We start from the raw sequence: 14,287 nt of genomic DNA, 5'->3' as shown, positions 1-14,287 counted from the left end.
CTACGGCTACGTGTATGTTCCCTCGGGTAGACGCGTCGGCAGTGTCCCGGTACGCCGTGGCGCTCAGACGGTGGTCCGTCGCCGGACTCGGCGGTGGCTTGCTCGCCGTCTCGGCGAGTTACTTCTCCGTCGGCGACGAACTGTTCTCCACGCAGTTCGTCCGATTCGCCATCCCCATCGCGCTCTCGCTATTCGTCGTCGCGCTCGGCGTCTGGCTTCGGACGACCGGGTTCGCCGCGGAGTTCGTCGGCGTCGTCTTCCTCTGGAGCCTCGCCGGGGGCGTGGTCATGGGCTTGCTCTCGGGTTGGATTTCGCTTCTTCAGTCGGTCGAGGGTCGGCGGATGCTCCAACCCGCGTCGGTCGTGCTGACGAAGGTCGCCGTGGGGACGCTGGGCGGCGGCTTGCTGGGCGTCTACCACGGCCGACTCCAACGGCGCACCGACCAACTCGCCGAACAGCGCAACCGACTGGACGAGTTCGCCAGCATCGTCTCCCACGACCTCCGGAACCCGATGAACGTCGCGCAGGGCCACCTCGAACTCGCCCGCGAGACCGGCAAGGAGGAACACTTCGAGGCGGTCGAGCGCGCCCACGGTCGGATGGAGCGACTGGTGGACGAGGTGCTGGCGCTCTCGCGGCGCGGCGAGATGGTAGACGACCCCTCGCTGGTCAGCCTGCACGTCGTCGCCGAGGAGGCGTGGGGAACCGTCGAGACCCCCGAGATGAACCTCCGGGTCGAGACCGACCGCCGAATCCTCTCGGACGACCGGCGACTCCGCGCGCTCTTCGAGAACCTGTTCCGGAACGCCGCGGAACACGGCGGCGAGACGGTCGTCGTCGGTGCGAGCGACGGCGGGTTCTTCGTCGCCGACGACGGGCCGGGCATCCCGGCCGAGGACCGCGAACTCGTCTTCGAGGGCGGGTACTCGACCCACTCGGAGGGGACCGGCTTCGGACTCGCCATCGTCCGGCGCATCGCGGAGGCCCACGACTGGCGCATCCGCGTCGGCGAGAGCGAGTCGGGCGGCGCGCGCTTCGAGTTCTCCGGCGTCGCCAGCGAGTGACCTCCACCCTCATCGGCGACACCAGCGAGTGACCCCCGATACCCTTCTGCACGAAGCGCAACGGGTTTACTCCCGGTTCTCTATTGTGCGAACAATGACCGACACGATTGCCGTCGCGGTGCCGCGCAAGGGGCGGCCGCTGGAGGCGGTCCTCCAGCGAGTCGCCGACGAGGCCGACGCCGAGGGCGTCGCCGACGAAATCATCTCGACGCTCCGCTACGAGAAGGCCGTCACGAAAGGCAACCAGACGCCCGAACGGGACGCCTACGACCGACTCGCCGAGTACAGCCATCTCGACGACGAGACGAGGCCGGACTTCACGCTCCTGCGCGACGACCGGGCGGGCAAGCCCCGTCGCATCGTCTTCGACAGCGTGGACGTGCCCGTCGGCGACGTGACGCTCCGACTGGTCGGCCGCGAGGAGCCGTTCCGGTCGCTCCGCAAGCACGACTTCGCGTTGGGCTTCGACAGCGCCGACCTCGTGTTGGAGGAGGTCGTGGAACTGCGCCCGGACCCGCTCACGCGCATCGCGGACGTGAACGCCCGCATCGACCCCCACGACACCGACGTTCGCGTCGTCGCGGGGATGGGCGACACCGTGTATCACACGCTGATGGCGACCCCCGAACTCCTCGGGCAGGGCGACCGGCCGACCCGCGAGTTCCTGCACGACTACGAGGGCGAACTCTGCATCTCGCCGCGCTACGAACGCCTCGTGGAGGCGGTCGTCGGCACGCGCAACAGCGAGAGCTTCGACTTCGCGTACCCCGACGAGGACGAGGAAGAGGAGGCCGCCATCGCCGAGACCGGCGCGGGCGTCTACCTGACCGTGACCGGTTCGACCGCCCGCGAACACGGACTGGTCGTCGGCGAGGAGTTGTTCCCGAGCGAGACGGTCCTGATGGAGAACTACGAAGAGAGCGGCGCTGTCGCCGAAGAGGTCAAGGAGCTGTTCGCACGCGCCGAGACCGAGACCGAGATGGCGATCTACTGACACCGACGCGCTATTTTCGTCACGAAGTGGTGAGTGGCGACGGCAAGGGAGGCCGTCGACGTTCGACTCGGCTACGAGTGGGTTAGGGGTCCACGACTTCGATGCTCACGTCGTGGGTCTGGCTCACGTCGGCGAGCTTGTTGAACCCGTTCTCACAGGAGGGCGACCAGCAGACGTTGGTGAATCCGAAGTCGGCGCGGCAGGTGACCTCGAAGTCCCACGTGCCGGTCGGCACGTCGCCGTTGTTGACGTAGAAGTCGGTCTCGTACTTCAGGCCGACGCCGCCCGATTGGACCTTCCCGTACTTGGCGGTGAAGTTGTTCTGGTTGAAACTGTCGTCTACGTTCGTCCCGCTGTCGTTCATTATCAGTTCGTAGGGGCTAGGAGCGGGAAGCGGTGAGACGCTCGTTCCGACCGACCAAGCCGCGTTGAACGCGTACTTGAGGATGGAATCGACTTCGTCTTCCCAGTTGCTGTTGCTCCCCTGACGGTGCGTCGAGACGTTCTTGAGGTCGTAGCTACCGGGCGTACTGACGCTATCGACCTCGACTTGGAGGTTGTTCGCGTAGACGGTGAAACTGTCTTGATACTGCTGAGTGGTAAACGGGAACCCGACGCCGATGTTGACGTTGTCGATGGTGCTTTCGATCTGCTTCGGCCCGGTGACCGACGAGTGGACCTCCGCGATGAGTTCACCGTCGGCGTATACCGGGTCTGCTTGGTTTCCGTCGTAGGGAGTACTACGGTCAGCGCGCACGACGTTCGAGGACCGGACGAGCGACGAGACCGACGCCGCACCGACACCGAACGCCGCGGTCTTGCGGAGGAAGTTACGGCGTCCGTTCGTTACATCCTGCTCGGAGTTTGGGCTTGTTTTCTTACCCATAGAAACAATATGGAAATAGTAGGATATAAATCTTATCTAGAAATCTTTGAAATTTATTTGAGGAGACAGTTCGACCATCGAGAAGAACACGCCCCGGACCGACGTAGGTGGGTGACCGGGTGACGCCGGTATCGAGTGGGGCAGACTTGATATATCGAACTATGGTTTATGAAGGGCGTACGGCTCGACGGAGTTCGTAGATGTTCTCCTCGTAGACTTCTCGGACTCTGTCGCCCCAGTTGTGCGTGTAGGTGTCGATGATGTCCTCGGCCACGTCGCCGCGGAGGTACTTCACGATGCCCCGGTCGCCGGTCCGGTCTCGGAGGTGGGTCGTGAAGAAGTGCCGGAAGTAGTGTGGCGTCACGTTCTCCGCGGCGTCGCCGCCCCGCCGGTGCCAGCCGTGGTCCTCGGCGTGGTTCGTGACGACGTGGTGGACGATTTTGGGCGTCACTCGCTGACCCCAGTTCTCCCGCGTCGTGACGAAGAGAGGGTCGGCGGCCGAGATGGGGTCGGGCCGGACCGCGAGCCAGCGTTTCAACGTCCGTCGCAACTCGCCGTCGATGGGGATTACGGTCCGGCGCTTGCGCTTGTTCGAGGCGGTGCGCTCCTCGCCGTTGTACGACTCGCCGACGCTCGGTTCGGGCGGGACGTACAACGAGTCGGGCTTCCCGTCGAGTTGCGGGCGCGTCGCGCGGTCGCGGTCGGCCAGCGACAGGTCCCGCAGGTCGAGGTTGCAGAGTTCACCTGCGCGCATCCCCGTCTTCAGGAGCGTGACGACGATAGCTCGGTCGAGCGGGTGGGTCACGCTGGCGACGAACGAGCGCATCGCTTCGACCGAGATGTCGCGTCGGGTCGGGTTCGTGTCGATGCGCTCGTCCATCTCCTCGACCACGAGCGCCATCGGGTTCGCGTCGAACTCCCCGACCTGATTCATGTAGGCGTAGAACCGGTGAAGGTAGGAGGCGTACGTGGCGATGGTACTCTCGGCTGCCCGGCCGCGGAGCGCGTGAATCCACGCCATGCAGTCCCGGCGGGTCGCCTCGCCGACCGACTTCTCGACGCCCATCGGGTTCTCGCTCGGCGTCCGGAGAAACTCCTCGAACTCCCGGAGGACGCGCTCGTAGGCGTCGCGGGTTCGCTCTTTCTTCCCGTGGTAGACCATATCCTGCAGGAAGTAGGCTATCGGGTCGCCGATTTGCCCGTCTTGGGCTCCCTGTTCAGTCGCCATCGTCCTCCGCAACGAGCGTGTAGCCACCGTGACGACCGCTGTACTGGACGCGGTTGTCCCGCTGGAGGTGTTGGAGGGTCTCCTCCAGTCGGTCCTCGATGCTGTCCGTGAGTTCGTCCAGTAGTTCGTCCCACGAGAGGTGGTCGGACGCCGAGAGGACCGAGAGGACGTGTTCGTCTAACTCGTCGCCGCTGGTCGCGTCGGCGGCGCGCTCCTCGGGTACGTCGGTCGCCCCGGTGTCATCCGCGCCGGTCGCGTCGGCGTTCCCGTGGTCGGCGTTCTCCTCGGACGCCGACGCCCCGATGGATTCGATGTCGAAGTCGCTCCGCCCGGCCTGCACCATCGTCCTGACGAACTCGCTCTGGCTCATGTCGAGTTCGTCGGCGTGTCGCTTCCACTCGGCTTTCTGATACGCGGGCACGAACGTCTTGACGGATTTGCGAGTCGTATCGACTTCCCCGTCGCTGGCCATGTTCGGGGCGACTCACCCCACCGTAATCAAAGTACCCCTGACTCGGAAATAAACAACCTTATTTCTGAGTGTAGGCTACTCTAATCGCGCCGAATAGATGGTTATTTTCGAGCCTATGACCACTAATTCGGGTTCGTAGTACTACTCTCGAATCTCTAATATTCGTCTCCCCGACGCACATCCAACACCATCTTTCGGTCGAGATTTCTATCGGGATTTTGCGAGGAGCGTCGGCAAAATAGTCTCGCTCTGCGAGGCCGTTCTCCGGGCTTCGACCCTCGGGGTCACGGGTCGAAGATGGCCATCCAGTAACGACATTTCCTTGTCACACTCACCCCAGAAATAGATATTTTCGAACACTAACTCGTCACGAGTGAGACGGTCCCACTCCGAATGAGTGGAGACCGTCCCGGCGTTCATCGTGCTGACCCCGGCGGAGATTCGGGCGAACTCAGTTCCCGCAGGCGAGGGTGTGTCCCTCGTCGGTCTCGTCGTAGGTCGGACTCGGGTCGAGTTCGATGATGGCCACCACGTCGTTGAAGTCGCCGCTGGTCGCGTCCTCGTTCAGTTCGTAGACGGCGACGAACTCGTTTTCCGAGAGATCGAGGTTCCCGCTCGCGTCGATTCTGTGCTGGAGGAGGTCCCGTAAGTCGTCCTGATGAGGGCTCGACTGGCCCCACGTCGGCACGCTGTCGCCGTCGCGAAGAATCTCGACGTTCTCCTCGTTCGGGTCGCTACTATCGACGACGCGCTCGGGGTTGTCCAAGGGGAGGTGGGCCTCCTCGTACTGAGTACCCGAGTACGAGCGCGTCGAGCCTTCGCCGATGATCTTCGAGTCGTCGCCGCCGAAGACGTACGACTTCATCTCGACGGTGACGCTGGCCTCCGGCGGGATGCGGTCGGTCTCGTAGGTCATCGGGAACGAGTGGACGGGGTTGTTGATGTCGTCGGCCGCGGTGTCGGTGAGCGCGTCGTTCGGGTCGCCGTCGGGGAACGGCGTCAGGGTGCGTGCGGTGCTGGGTCCCGAGACGACGATGCGCGACTCGATGGGCCAGTAGAGGTAGTAGTCGGTCCCGTCGTGGCTTTCGAGCGTCGCGTACCCGCTTCCCGGAATCGTCACCGTCGCCTCGTAGGGCGTGTCGGACTTGACCGCGTTGTCCACCACGTCGAAGGAGGCGTTTCGCTCGATTCGGATGGTCTCCTCGGCGAGCGGTTTCCCGGTAGGTTCGTGGTAGATGTCCACGGTCGCTTCGTCGGCCGCCGACGAGCAGAGGTCGGCGTCGGTGAGGTTGAACGTCGCCTCGCCACCGCCCGAGAGGTCGCCGCTGGTCTCCACGTCGGGGTTCACGACTCGCTGGTCGCCCGCGCGGACGACGACCTTCAGGTTCTGGGGGTCGATGGTCTCGCCGCCCTCGTGGTGCAGGAGCATGTACTGGTCGGTCCTCCCGGTCTGTTGGTCGAAGGTAGCCTCGAACCCGATGGTCGTCGCGGCCTGTGGCGCGGTCCCGGACAACTGGACGCCGCTGACCGCCGCCAACATGACGACCGCGAGCGCGACCACCACGACGACTAACAATGCGACCCCCACCACCGGACTGATAGACCGATTCCCGAGTTTCATCGTCACCGGGTACGTAATATTACGCTTTTACAATAAATCTACTTTCAGACGTAAGCTCGTTGAATCATTCGCGGGCGAACGCCGACGGTCAATCTTCGTCTGCGTCTCCGAGGAGCGACGAATCCGGACTACTCCCGAGGAGACCGACGACTGGCCGGTCGCGGGTCGCGTCCGGTCGCGCCGAGCGTCGGCGAGGAAGACGGGGCTTGCTGGCGGCTCCGACGCCCGACCGTCTACTCGTCGTCCACCGTGCCGCCGGAGTATCTGGGTCGGCAGGCGACGAGCAGATCGAACGTGGGTCTGTAGCCGAGGAGGAAGAAGGACGGTCGCCGATCGACGGCAGTCGAGTCTGGCCGAGCCGAGTCGCCGATTTTCGGGGAGTGCTGAAATGTAATATAGAAAATATATTGGGGTGCCGACTGCAGTGGCGTCTCGAACGCTACTCGTAAACTGTTTCTCGCTATATGGAATTGAGTGGTTGGCGGGACGAGACAGTCGGTCGGGACTCCTCGGCGGGGACAAGACACTCCTACGCGACTCCGCTAAGGAGAGCGTGTCCGGACTCTACCTCGTCGCCGACGACCCGGCGTGGCACGAGCGGTTCGTTCAGGTGCGTGACCGAATCCGGGACGCCGCCGGAACGGAGTTACTGGGCGTCTACCACGTCGGTAGCACCGCAGTCGAGGAGCTTCCGGCCAAGCCCGTCGTGGACGTGGTGGCCGTCTTCGAGGAGTACGAGGCCGCGCGCGAAGTCGCGGACGCGCTCGTCGCGGCGGGGTACGACCGCCAGCGCGACGACCCCGACTGGATAGTCTGTTCGCGAACCGACGCCGACGCGGAGTCCGTCGTCGTCCACCTCCAGCCCCGGAGCGCCGAGACGTGGCGCGAGCAACTGATTTTCCGCGAATTCCTGCGGGACGACCCCGAGGCGCGCGCGGAGTACGAGGAGGCCAAGCGCGCGGCCGTCGCCGAGCATCCCGAGGACGTGGGTGCGTACACCGAGGCGAAGAACGAGACGATTCGGTCGCTCGTCGCGCGGGCCCGCGAAGCGGGGTACGACGAACGACTGCCGGAGTTCGGGGGCGAGTGAAGCGACCCCGAGAGCGATGTGTCGAGCGAGACGAATAGTTATGTTGTTGGAATCCGAACGTGATCGTATGTTCACACGACTGCTCGGCTGGCTTCGGTCCCGCGGGGCGTCCGGCGACGGCGACGAGGAGTCCGACGGGACGGTCTGGGACGCGATTCCGTCGTGGCAGTACGGCGGCCGACACGCCGAGTCCGGCGGGTTCAGTCGCGACCAGCAGGAGCGCGCGCTCGGCGAGATTCGAGAGCGGGCCGACGAGTTGGACGACCACCGCTGAGATCTCGCTGACGCGGTGAATGTATTTCCGAGTGAGCGAGCTTTTTTGGCGAACCTAAAAGTACAAATACGGCCCGCGACAAGCGACGGATAGCATGAACACGGATAGAGCCGGAGCGGGAAGCTCTGGCGAGGAGGACGCCCGACTCGCGGATTCCGAGTACACCCTCGACGACGTGAGCGTCGTCATGGGAACCTACAACGAGGAGGCCGCCATCGCCTCAGTGCTGGACGACATCGAGGAAGTGACCGACGGCCGCGCGGAGGTCGTCTGCGTGGACGGGTCGTCGGACCGGACGCCCGAAATCGCCCGCGAGAAGGGCGCGACCGTAATCGAACAGCGACCGCAGGGCTACGGTGTCGCGGTGCGCGAAGCGATTCTGACCCCCGACCGCCCGGTGGTCGTGACGACCGACTGCGACGACACGTACCCGATGGAGCAACTGCCCGAATTTCTCGACTGGATAAACCGGGGCTACGACGTGGTGAGCGGCGACCGCCTCTACTGGGGTGCCGACGAGATGCCCGACCTCAACCGGTGGGGCAACTACGCCTTCGCGGGCCTCGCCAGTCTCCTGATGGGCGAATTGGTCCACGACACGACGACCGGGATGCGGGCGTACCGCCGCGAAGTGGTCGAGGACATCCGCTGGACCGAGAACACGGGTCTCTCCGCGGAGTTACTGATTCGACCGCTGATGCGAGGGTACGACGTGCGCGAGATTCCCATCGAGTACGACGAACGCGCGGGCGAGACGAAACTGGACCCCTTCGCTGGCGGCGCGGCCATCGCCAAGTCCATCGTGAAGGTGTGTCTCGAAGAGCGGTAGCCCGGTTTTCGCGCTCCGGGGTGACTCTTCCAGCAGACCACCGGCCGAAGATTTACGGCCGATGCCGGGACGACTCCCGCCCGGACGCTTCGCGCGGTTGCCCGGCGACGGCCGGGGACCGCCAGTCCGGGTAGCCTGCCAAGGCCGAGCCAACTCTGAGCTACATCTTCCGACAGTAAAAACAGGAGAAGGATTCTAAAACAATTATCTTCCTGTCTCAGTCGCTCCGCTACCAGTATCGCGTCACGAGCGACCGGTGTTCGCACTCGTCGGGCACCGCGTCGAACCACGCGGCGTCGGCTATCTCGTCGGCGTCGCGCCCGAGGTCGTCACCGAGTTCGGGGTCGTCGGTCCGCGCCTCGAAGACGACGAACTCGCCCGAAACTGTGGGTCCGGTAGCGACGGCCGCGTCCGGACGAGTCGGGTCGGCGAACGCGCCACAGCCCTCGGACCCGGACTCGTCGGCGACGAACGTCTGTTCGACCACCGCCAGCGGTCGCTCGACGGTCGCGTCGAGACCGGTCTCCTCGCTGACCTCGCGGCCGACCGCCTCGCGGAGCGACTCGCCCGGTTCCACGTCGCCGCCGGGCAGTACCCAGCCGTCGCTCCAGCGATTCCGGACGAAGACGACGCGGCCGCTCGCGTCCCGGACCAGCGCGCCGACCCAGCGGTCCGCGCCCGATTCGACGTTCTCGCGGACGGTCTCGAACTCGGCGGGCGCGAGCGGGATTGTCTCGTCGGTCCGCGGGAGGTCGTCGGGGAGAGTCATTCGTCTACGGATTCTGCGCGGACTGGCTTTCGGGCTGTGTCTCGACCGTCGGAGTCGTGCGGTCCATCCGGCGAACTCCGAGCAGTCGCGTTGCCGTCTGCGACCGCGCCCGACCCGTCTGCTCGGAGCGAGGTCTCCATCCGAACGCCGTCCGGCACCGCGCCCGCGACGTAGGCCGCCTCGCCGTTGCAGTTGTCGAGGAGGAAACAGACCTCGCGGTAGGGCGTCAGCGCGCGGACCTCGCCGTCGGCGCGTCGGATCGGGAGTTCGAGTCGGTAGGAGAACCCGCCGGTGGCCTCGCTGACGAACACCTGCACGACGATTTCCTCGTCGCTGGCGACCGGGACGGTCGCGTTCTCGCCGACCGGCGCGACGCCGGGACCGGCGACGCGGGCGCTCCCGTCGGCCACTCGAAGCCGGAGCGACAGGTTCGCGGGCGTCCCGTTCACGGCGTAGTAGCCCACGTCGTCGCCCGTCGAGACGCGCACCGACGCGCTCTCGGCGTAGTCGGGCACCGCGAGCGTCGCGTTCAGCGTCACGGAGTCGCCCCGAACCGCTCGGACACGGTGAATCGCTGGCTCGACGGACTCGCCGAGGAACGGCGTCCACTCGCCCCGATAGACGTACCGGTAGTAGGTCCGATTCGGGAACGCCGACACGACCGCTAAATCGTCGGGACCGTCCGAGACCGCGTAGACGCGCTCACCGTCGAATCGAGGGTCGTTGCGGAGATGCTGGAACGGATGGTTGAGCCAGTCACCGTACGGCGTCGGGAGGAAGACCACCGACTCGTCGAGTTGACGCTCCTCGAATGGCTGGTAGGCCTCGTCGTACGCGGCGGTCGTCTCGGCGTGGTCGGCGACGACCGGCCCGAGGAGTCCCACCGTCGTCCCCGCGAGAAGCACTGTGCCGACGAGCGCGACGCCCGCGGCGACTCCTCGGGTGCGCCGGGCCGAGCCGGTACGCTCGGCCGCGAGCGCGCGAACGCGGTCGAACCCGAGTAGCGCGCCGTGGGCCGCGAACGCCGCGGTCGGCAGTAGGAGGTCGAAGTGGTAGTACGGCCCGAGCGTGTCGATGAGTCCGTCGGCGGGGTCCGCGAGCGACCCGAGGATGTTCAGGTTACCCCAGAAGTAGACGTTCCCGGCGAGTATCGAGACGAACAGCGCCGCGAGTGCCGCCGTGGCCTGCGCGTCGGTGAGGTCGGCCGACCAGTCCGAGAGTCGCGGGAGGCCGACGCGCCGGAGGAACGCGCCGACCCCGACCGCCGCGAGCAGGGTCCCGACCGGCCCGGCGACGACCCACTCGGAGAACAGCACCGAGACGACCTCGGTGTTCGCTCGAAGCGCCAGTTCCGAGGTGTAGTCGCGCGCGTAGCCCAGAATCTCGCGGTGGCCGAACCCGAGACCGTCCTCGGGTGCGAACGCGGCGTAGGGAAACTCCGTCGGCGAGCCGGTCATCGCGGCGTTGTAGGCCAAGGCGGCCCCGACGCCCGCTAGCCCGCCGAGCGCGGTCAGCGAGAGGCGCGTCAGGCGCGTCGCCGAGGGACCGGCCCACAGCGAGTAGAGCGCGTGAACGATGAAGGGAGCCGCGAACAGGACCGCGGTGTACGGTCGCGCGAAGAACGCCGCGCCGACCGCTAGTCCCGCGAGGAGGGCGTAGCCGTGGCTCCGGCGGGCGCTTCCATCGCCCCCGAAGTCGCCCTCGAACCGGGCCGACCGGAGGTACGCGAACGCGAACAGCAGGTTCCAGAACGTCGTCGGCGCGTAGGGCAGGAACACCGACGAGTCTATCAGGAAGAGTGGCGACGCGAGCAGGAACGCCCCCGCGAGGAGACCGGTCCGGCGGTCGAACGCCGCGGCCGCAATCGCGGTCGTCAGCGCGACGTTCGCGGCCGCGATTCCGGCGAGCGCGAGTCGGAACCCGCCGAACAGCTCCCCGACCGCGAACATCGCGGCCGGAACCGGCGCGTACTTGGGGTAGAGTCGGCCGCCGTCCTCGACGAAGAACCACGGCCGGAACGAGTCGGGGACCGGCGGGAACAGCGAGAACTGGCCCTCCAACAGCATCGCGGCCTGCTGGAGGTAGACGCCCTCGTCGTGGTTGGTCGTGTGGTACGGAAACAGTTCGGTCGCGGTCAGGAGGACGACCCCGCCCGCGAGAATCGCTAACAGGGCCGCCGAGAGGCGGAATCGCCGTCGCTTCATCGAGGTCGCACGGACGAGACTCGGTCGGTGACCTGCTCGTCGCCGTCTTCGGGCGGGTACCACGCCAGCGTGTGGTCGGCGTCTAACTCGACGCGGACCGGCTTGCCGATGTCCAACTCCTTGACGTGGTTGTGCTGGCAGTGGACGAGGTCGCCGTTGTCGAGTTCCACCCGGTAGACGAACGAGGGGCCGGTGTACTGGCGGTGGACGATGTGGCCGTCGGCTTCGCCCTCGTCCACGACGGTCGCCCGGAGGTCGTCGGGCCGGACCAGCACGTCGAGGTCGGTGCCCGCGTACTCGGTCGTCAGGCCGTTGAGCCGCTGTGGCGCGAAGTTTCCGATGGGCGTGACGACCGTACCCTCCTCGTACCACGCCGAGAGGAACCCGGCCTGCCCGAGGAAGGAAGCGACGAACCGCGACTCGGGATGCTCGAAGACGCTCTCGGGGCGGCCGACCTGCTCGACCTCCCCGTCGCACATCACGGCCACGCGGTCGGAGATAGAGAGGGCCTCCTCTTGGTCGTGCGTGACCGAGACGGCCGTGACCCCCGCCTCCTTGAGAATCTGGCGGACCTCCTCGCGCATCTCGACGCGCAGGCGAACGTCGAGATTCGAGAAGGGTTCGTCCAACAGTAGAATCTCCGGTTCGGGCGCGAGCGACCGCGCGAGGGCGACCCGCTGTTGCTGGCCGCCCGAAAGCTCGTCGGGCGTGGCGTCGCGGTGGCCAGCCAAATCCACGAGGTTCAGTAGTTCCGAGACCCGGCGTTCGGTCTCCTTCTCGTCGGCGTCGGTGAGTCCGAACGCGACGTTCTCGAAGACCGTGAGGTGGGGAAAGAGCGCGAAGTCCTGAAAGACGAGTCCCACGTCGCGGTTCTCGGGTTCGACCGAGCCGGACGCGTCGGCGACGACATCACCGCGGAGACGGACCTCGCCGTCGTCGGGGCGTTCGAGTCCGGCCATCATCCGGAGGGTCGTGGTCTTGCCACAGCCCGAGGGACCCAAGAGCGTGAGGAGTTCCCCTTCCCGGACCGACAGCGACAGCGAGTCCACCGCGGTCTCGGCGGCGTACTCCTTGACCACGCCGTCGAGTTCGAGGACGGCCTCGTGGTCGGTCTCCTCGCCGTCGGTCTCGCGGGGCGGTGCGGTCGCCGTCGAGTGGTGGTGCGTTCCGTCCATCGTATCGCTGTCGTCGCGTCGAGTTCGCCTAGCCATCGTTCTCTCCTTCCTGCCGGACGAGGCTGCCGTCCTGTTTGAGCAGGACCAGCATCGAGAGCGCGGACACGCCGACGAGGACGAGCGCCGGAACCGCGGCCCGTCCGTAGTAGCCTGCGTCCTGTACGCTCCAGATGTACGTGACGAGGGTTTCAAAACCTGTCGGACGAAGGAGCAGGGTCGCCGGAAGCTCCTTCATCGTCGTCAGGAACACGAGCGCCGCGCCCGCGACGACGCCGGGAGCGATGAGCGGCAGGGTCACGTGACGGAACGCCGCGCCGGGCGTTCGCCCGAGCGTCCGGGCCGCTTCGACGAGTTTCGTGTCCACCTGCAACACCGACGAGCGCGTCGTCCCGACCGCTTGCGGGAGGAACCGTACGACGTAGGCGAACACGAGGAGGGGCACGATGCGGTACGGCGTCGGGCCGTACGACGACCCGAAGTAGACCAGCGAGATGCCAAGCACGATGCCGGGCGTCGCGTAGCCGACGTACGTCGCCCGGTCGAACAGCGAGGTCAGCGTCGAGCGATAGCGCGCCGCCAGATACCCCACGGGAATCGCCGCGAGTGTGGCGACCGCGGCGGCCAGCGCGGAGACGTACACCGAGTTCCAGCCGTAGGTCCACTCGAACGCGAGTCCGCCGCCAGCGTACCCCGGCCCGCTCCGCGTGAGCCACATGAACAGCACGCCGAGCGGGACGGCGAGCGCGAGCGTCGCGACGGCGGCACAGAACAGGAGCGCGGGTATCTTCCACGGCCCGAGCGGCGTCCGCGTAGTGCGGTTGCCGCCCCCGGCGTAGCTCTCTTGGCCCTGTCCGCCGATACGGGATTCGAGCGCGACGATGACGGCCGTCACCGCCAGCAGTTCGAGCGACAGGAGTGCCGCGGTGTCGCGGCCGAACGTGTTGAACTCGACGTAGATGGCCTGCGTGAACACGCCGAAGTGCATGATGGACGGGGTACCGAAGTCCGAGAGCGTGTAGAGAGCGACCAACAGCGCGCCACCCGCGATACCGGGGGAAATCTGGGGGAGCGTGATGGCCCGGAACGCCTCGCGCCGGGAGTGGTTGAGCGTGCGGGCCGCCTCCACGAGTGTCCCGTCGAACGACAACAGCGCGGCGCGGGTCGTCAGGAAGACGTAGGGATAGACGTACAGCGTGAGGACGAGCGCCGTCCCGGTGAAGCCGTAGATTTCGGGGACCGATTCGATACCGACCTGCGCGAGTCTGTCCGCGAGGACTCCTCGCGGACCGAACGCCGAGACGAACGCGAACGCCCCGATGTAGCTCGGGACGACCAGCGGAAGCGCGAGGACGACCGTCCAGAACCGCCGGAACGGGAGGTCGGTCTCGACGGTCAGCACCGCGAGCGGGACCCCCAAAAGCACGCACGCGACGGTGACGGTCGTCACGAGCGCGACGCTGTTGAGCAGTATCTCGACCATCGACGACCGGGCGAGGAGTGCGACCGACGATTCGACCCCGACATCGGCCGCCCGGAGGAGAATCCAGAGGATGGGCGAGAGGACCGCGACAGCGACGCCCGCGCTCAACAGGGTCACGCCGACCGGGAGCGACTCGCCCTCCTCGGCGGCTCCGACGCCGTGTCGCTTGGCGAACCGTTCGACGCGCTCGGCGACCGACAT

General features: G+C 66.4%; 13 protein-coding genes. 5 read left to right on the top strand and 8 right to left on the bottom strand.

Annotated features, from left to right (window positions below):
• Positions 1 to 41 precede the first annotated feature (41 nt).
• Together EPL00_RS06980 and EPL00_RS06975 are read left to right on the top strand one after the other, a co-directional pair.
• The gene (locus EPL00_RS06980) at positions 42 to 1,064 is read left to right on the top strand and encodes a sensor histidine kinase (RefSeq protein ID WP_202932554.1); all 1,023 of its coding nucleotides are present in this window, start codon (positions 42 to 44) and stop codon (positions 1,062 to 1,064) included.
• Between the two features lie 94 nt (positions 1,065 to 1,158).
• Positions 1,159 to 2,058, top strand: a complete 900-nt coding sequence (locus EPL00_RS06975) for a type 2 periplasmic-binding domain-containing protein (protein WP_135851187.1) — start codon at positions 1,159 to 1,161, stop codon at positions 2,056 to 2,058.
• An 82-nt stretch (positions 2,059 to 2,140) separates the two neighbouring features.
• On the opposite strand, the gene EPL00_RS06970 is transcribed toward EPL00_RS06975, so the two are convergent.
• From EPL00_RS06970 to EPL00_RS06955, 4 genes are all read right to left on the bottom strand, one after another.
• Positions 2,141 to 2,944: a hypothetical protein gene (locus tag EPL00_RS06970; protein ID WP_135851188.1), complete on the bottom strand. Its 804-nt coding sequence runs from the start codon at positions 2,942 to 2,944 to the stop codon at positions 2,141 to 2,143.
• A 166-nt stretch (positions 2,945 to 3,110) separates the two neighbouring features.
• Positions 3,111 to 4,172, bottom strand: a complete 1,062-nt coding sequence (locus EPL00_RS06965; protein ID WP_135851189.1) for a tyrosine-type recombinase/integrase — start codon at positions 4,170 to 4,172, stop codon at positions 3,111 to 3,113.
• On the bottom strand, positions 4,162 to 4,644 hold the full coding sequence (locus EPL00_RS06960; RefSeq protein WP_135851190.1) for a DUF5805 domain-containing protein: 483 nt from the start codon (positions 4,642 to 4,644) through the stop codon (positions 4,162 to 4,164). Before EPL00_RS06960 ends, EPL00_RS06965 begins: the two co-directional genes overlap by 11 nt.
• 451 nt (positions 4,645 to 5,095) lie before the next feature.
• Complete coding sequence (locus tag EPL00_RS06955) at positions 5,096 to 6,265, bottom strand: type IV pilin domain-containing protein (protein WP_238398155.1); 1,170 nt, start codon at positions 6,263 to 6,265, stop codon at positions 5,096 to 5,098.
• Between the two features lie 553 nt (positions 6,266 to 6,818).
• Here EPL00_RS06955 and EPL00_RS06950 point away from each other — a divergent pair.
• The 3 genes from EPL00_RS06950 to EPL00_RS06940 all read left to right on the top strand — a co-directional run bounded on the left by EPL00_RS06950 (position 6,819) and on the right by EPL00_RS06940 (position 8,458).
• The gene (locus tag EPL00_RS06950) at positions 6,819 to 7,355 is read left to right on the top strand and encodes a GrpB family protein (RefSeq protein ID WP_162224166.1); all 537 of its coding nucleotides are present in this window, start codon (positions 6,819 to 6,821) and stop codon (positions 7,353 to 7,355) included.
• 67 nt (positions 7,356 to 7,422) lie between these two features.
• A complete protein-coding gene (locus tag EPL00_RS06945; protein WP_202932553.1) occupies positions 7,423 to 7,629 on the top strand; it encodes a hypothetical protein in 207 nt (68 codons plus the stop codon).
• Positions 7,630 to 7,723: 94 nt separating this feature from the next.
• Complete coding sequence (locus EPL00_RS06940) at positions 7,724 to 8,458, top strand: dolichyl-phosphate hexose transferase (RefSeq protein WP_135851194.1); 735 nt, start codon at positions 7,724 to 7,726, stop codon at positions 8,456 to 8,458.
• A 229-nt stretch (positions 8,459 to 8,687) separates the two neighbouring features.
• On the opposite strand, the gene EPL00_RS06935 is transcribed toward EPL00_RS06940, so the two are convergent.
• From EPL00_RS06935 to EPL00_RS06920, 4 genes are read right to left on the bottom strand one after another with little or no spacing between them, the layout of a single operon-like run.
• On the bottom strand, positions 8,688 to 9,227 hold the full coding sequence (locus EPL00_RS06935) for an NUDIX hydrolase (RefSeq protein WP_135851195.1): 540 nt from the start codon (positions 9,225 to 9,227) through the stop codon (positions 8,688 to 8,690).
• On the bottom strand, positions 9,224 to 11,431 hold the full coding sequence (locus tag EPL00_RS06930) for a DUF7846 domain-containing protein (RefSeq protein ID WP_238398144.1): 2,208 nt from the start codon (positions 11,429 to 11,431) through the stop codon (positions 9,224 to 9,226). Before EPL00_RS06930 ends, EPL00_RS06935 begins: the two co-directional genes overlap by 4 nt.
• Positions 11,428 to 12,642, bottom strand: a complete 1,215-nt coding sequence (locus tag EPL00_RS06925) for an ABC transporter ATP-binding protein (RefSeq protein ID WP_238398143.1) — start codon at positions 12,640 to 12,642, stop codon at positions 11,428 to 11,430. The genes EPL00_RS06930 and EPL00_RS06925 overlap by 4 nt, the downstream gene beginning before the upstream one ends.
• Positions 12,635 to 14,287, bottom strand: a complete 1,653-nt coding sequence (locus EPL00_RS06920; RefSeq protein WP_135851196.1) for an ABC transporter permease — start codon at positions 14,285 to 14,287, stop codon at positions 12,635 to 12,637. The genes EPL00_RS06925 and EPL00_RS06920 overlap by 8 nt, the downstream gene beginning before the upstream one ends.

This window comes from Halorussus salinus (assembly GCF_004765815.2).
Lineage (GTDB): Archaea > Halobacteriota > Halobacteria > Halobacteriales > Haladaptataceae > Halorussus > Halorussus salinus.
This window is presented reverse-complemented; position numbering and strand designations above follow the sequence as displayed.

Bases quoted from the DNA above. Each gene is read 5' to 3' on its own strand.
- EPL00_RS06930 (WP_238398144.1), bottom strand. From the start codon at position 11,431: ATGAAGCGACGGCGATTCCGCCTCTCGGCGGCCCTGTTAGCGATTCTC.
- EPL00_RS06945 (WP_202932553.1), top strand. From the start codon at position 7,423: ATGTTCACACGACTGCTCGGCTGGCTTCGGTCCCGCGGGGCGTCCGGC.
- EPL00_RS06920 (WP_135851196.1), bottom strand. From the start codon at position 14,287: ATGTCGGTCGCCGAGCGCGTCGAACGGTTCGCCAAGCGACACGGCGTC.
- EPL00_RS06960 (WP_135851190.1), bottom strand. From the start codon at position 4,644: ATGGCCAGCGACGGGGAAGTCGATACGACTCGCAAATCCGTCAAGACG.
- EPL00_RS06965 (WP_135851189.1), bottom strand. From the start codon at position 4,172: ATGGCGACTGAACAGGGAGCCCAAGACGGGCAAATCGGCGACCCGATA.
- EPL00_RS06970 (WP_135851188.1), bottom strand. From the start codon at position 2,944: ATGGGTAAGAAAACAAGCCCAAACTCCGAGCAGGATGTAACGAACGGA.
- EPL00_RS06975 (WP_135851187.1), top strand. From the start codon at position 1,159: ATGACCGACACGATTGCCGTCGCGGTGCCGCGCAAGGGGCGGCCGCTG.
- EPL00_RS06925 (WP_238398143.1), bottom strand. From the start codon at position 12,642: ATGGCTAGGCGAACTCGACGCGACGACAGCGATACGATGGACGGAACG.
- EPL00_RS06935 (WP_135851195.1), bottom strand. From the start codon at position 9,227: ATGACTCTCCCCGACGACCTCCCGCGGACCGACGAGACAATCCCGCTC.
- EPL00_RS06955 (WP_238398155.1), bottom strand. From the start codon at position 6,265: ATGAAACTCGGGAATCGGTCTATCAGTCCGGTGGTGGGGGTCGCATTG.
- EPL00_RS06940 (WP_135851194.1), top strand. From the start codon at position 7,724: ATGAACACGGATAGAGCCGGAGCGGGAAGCTCTGGCGAGGAGGACGCC.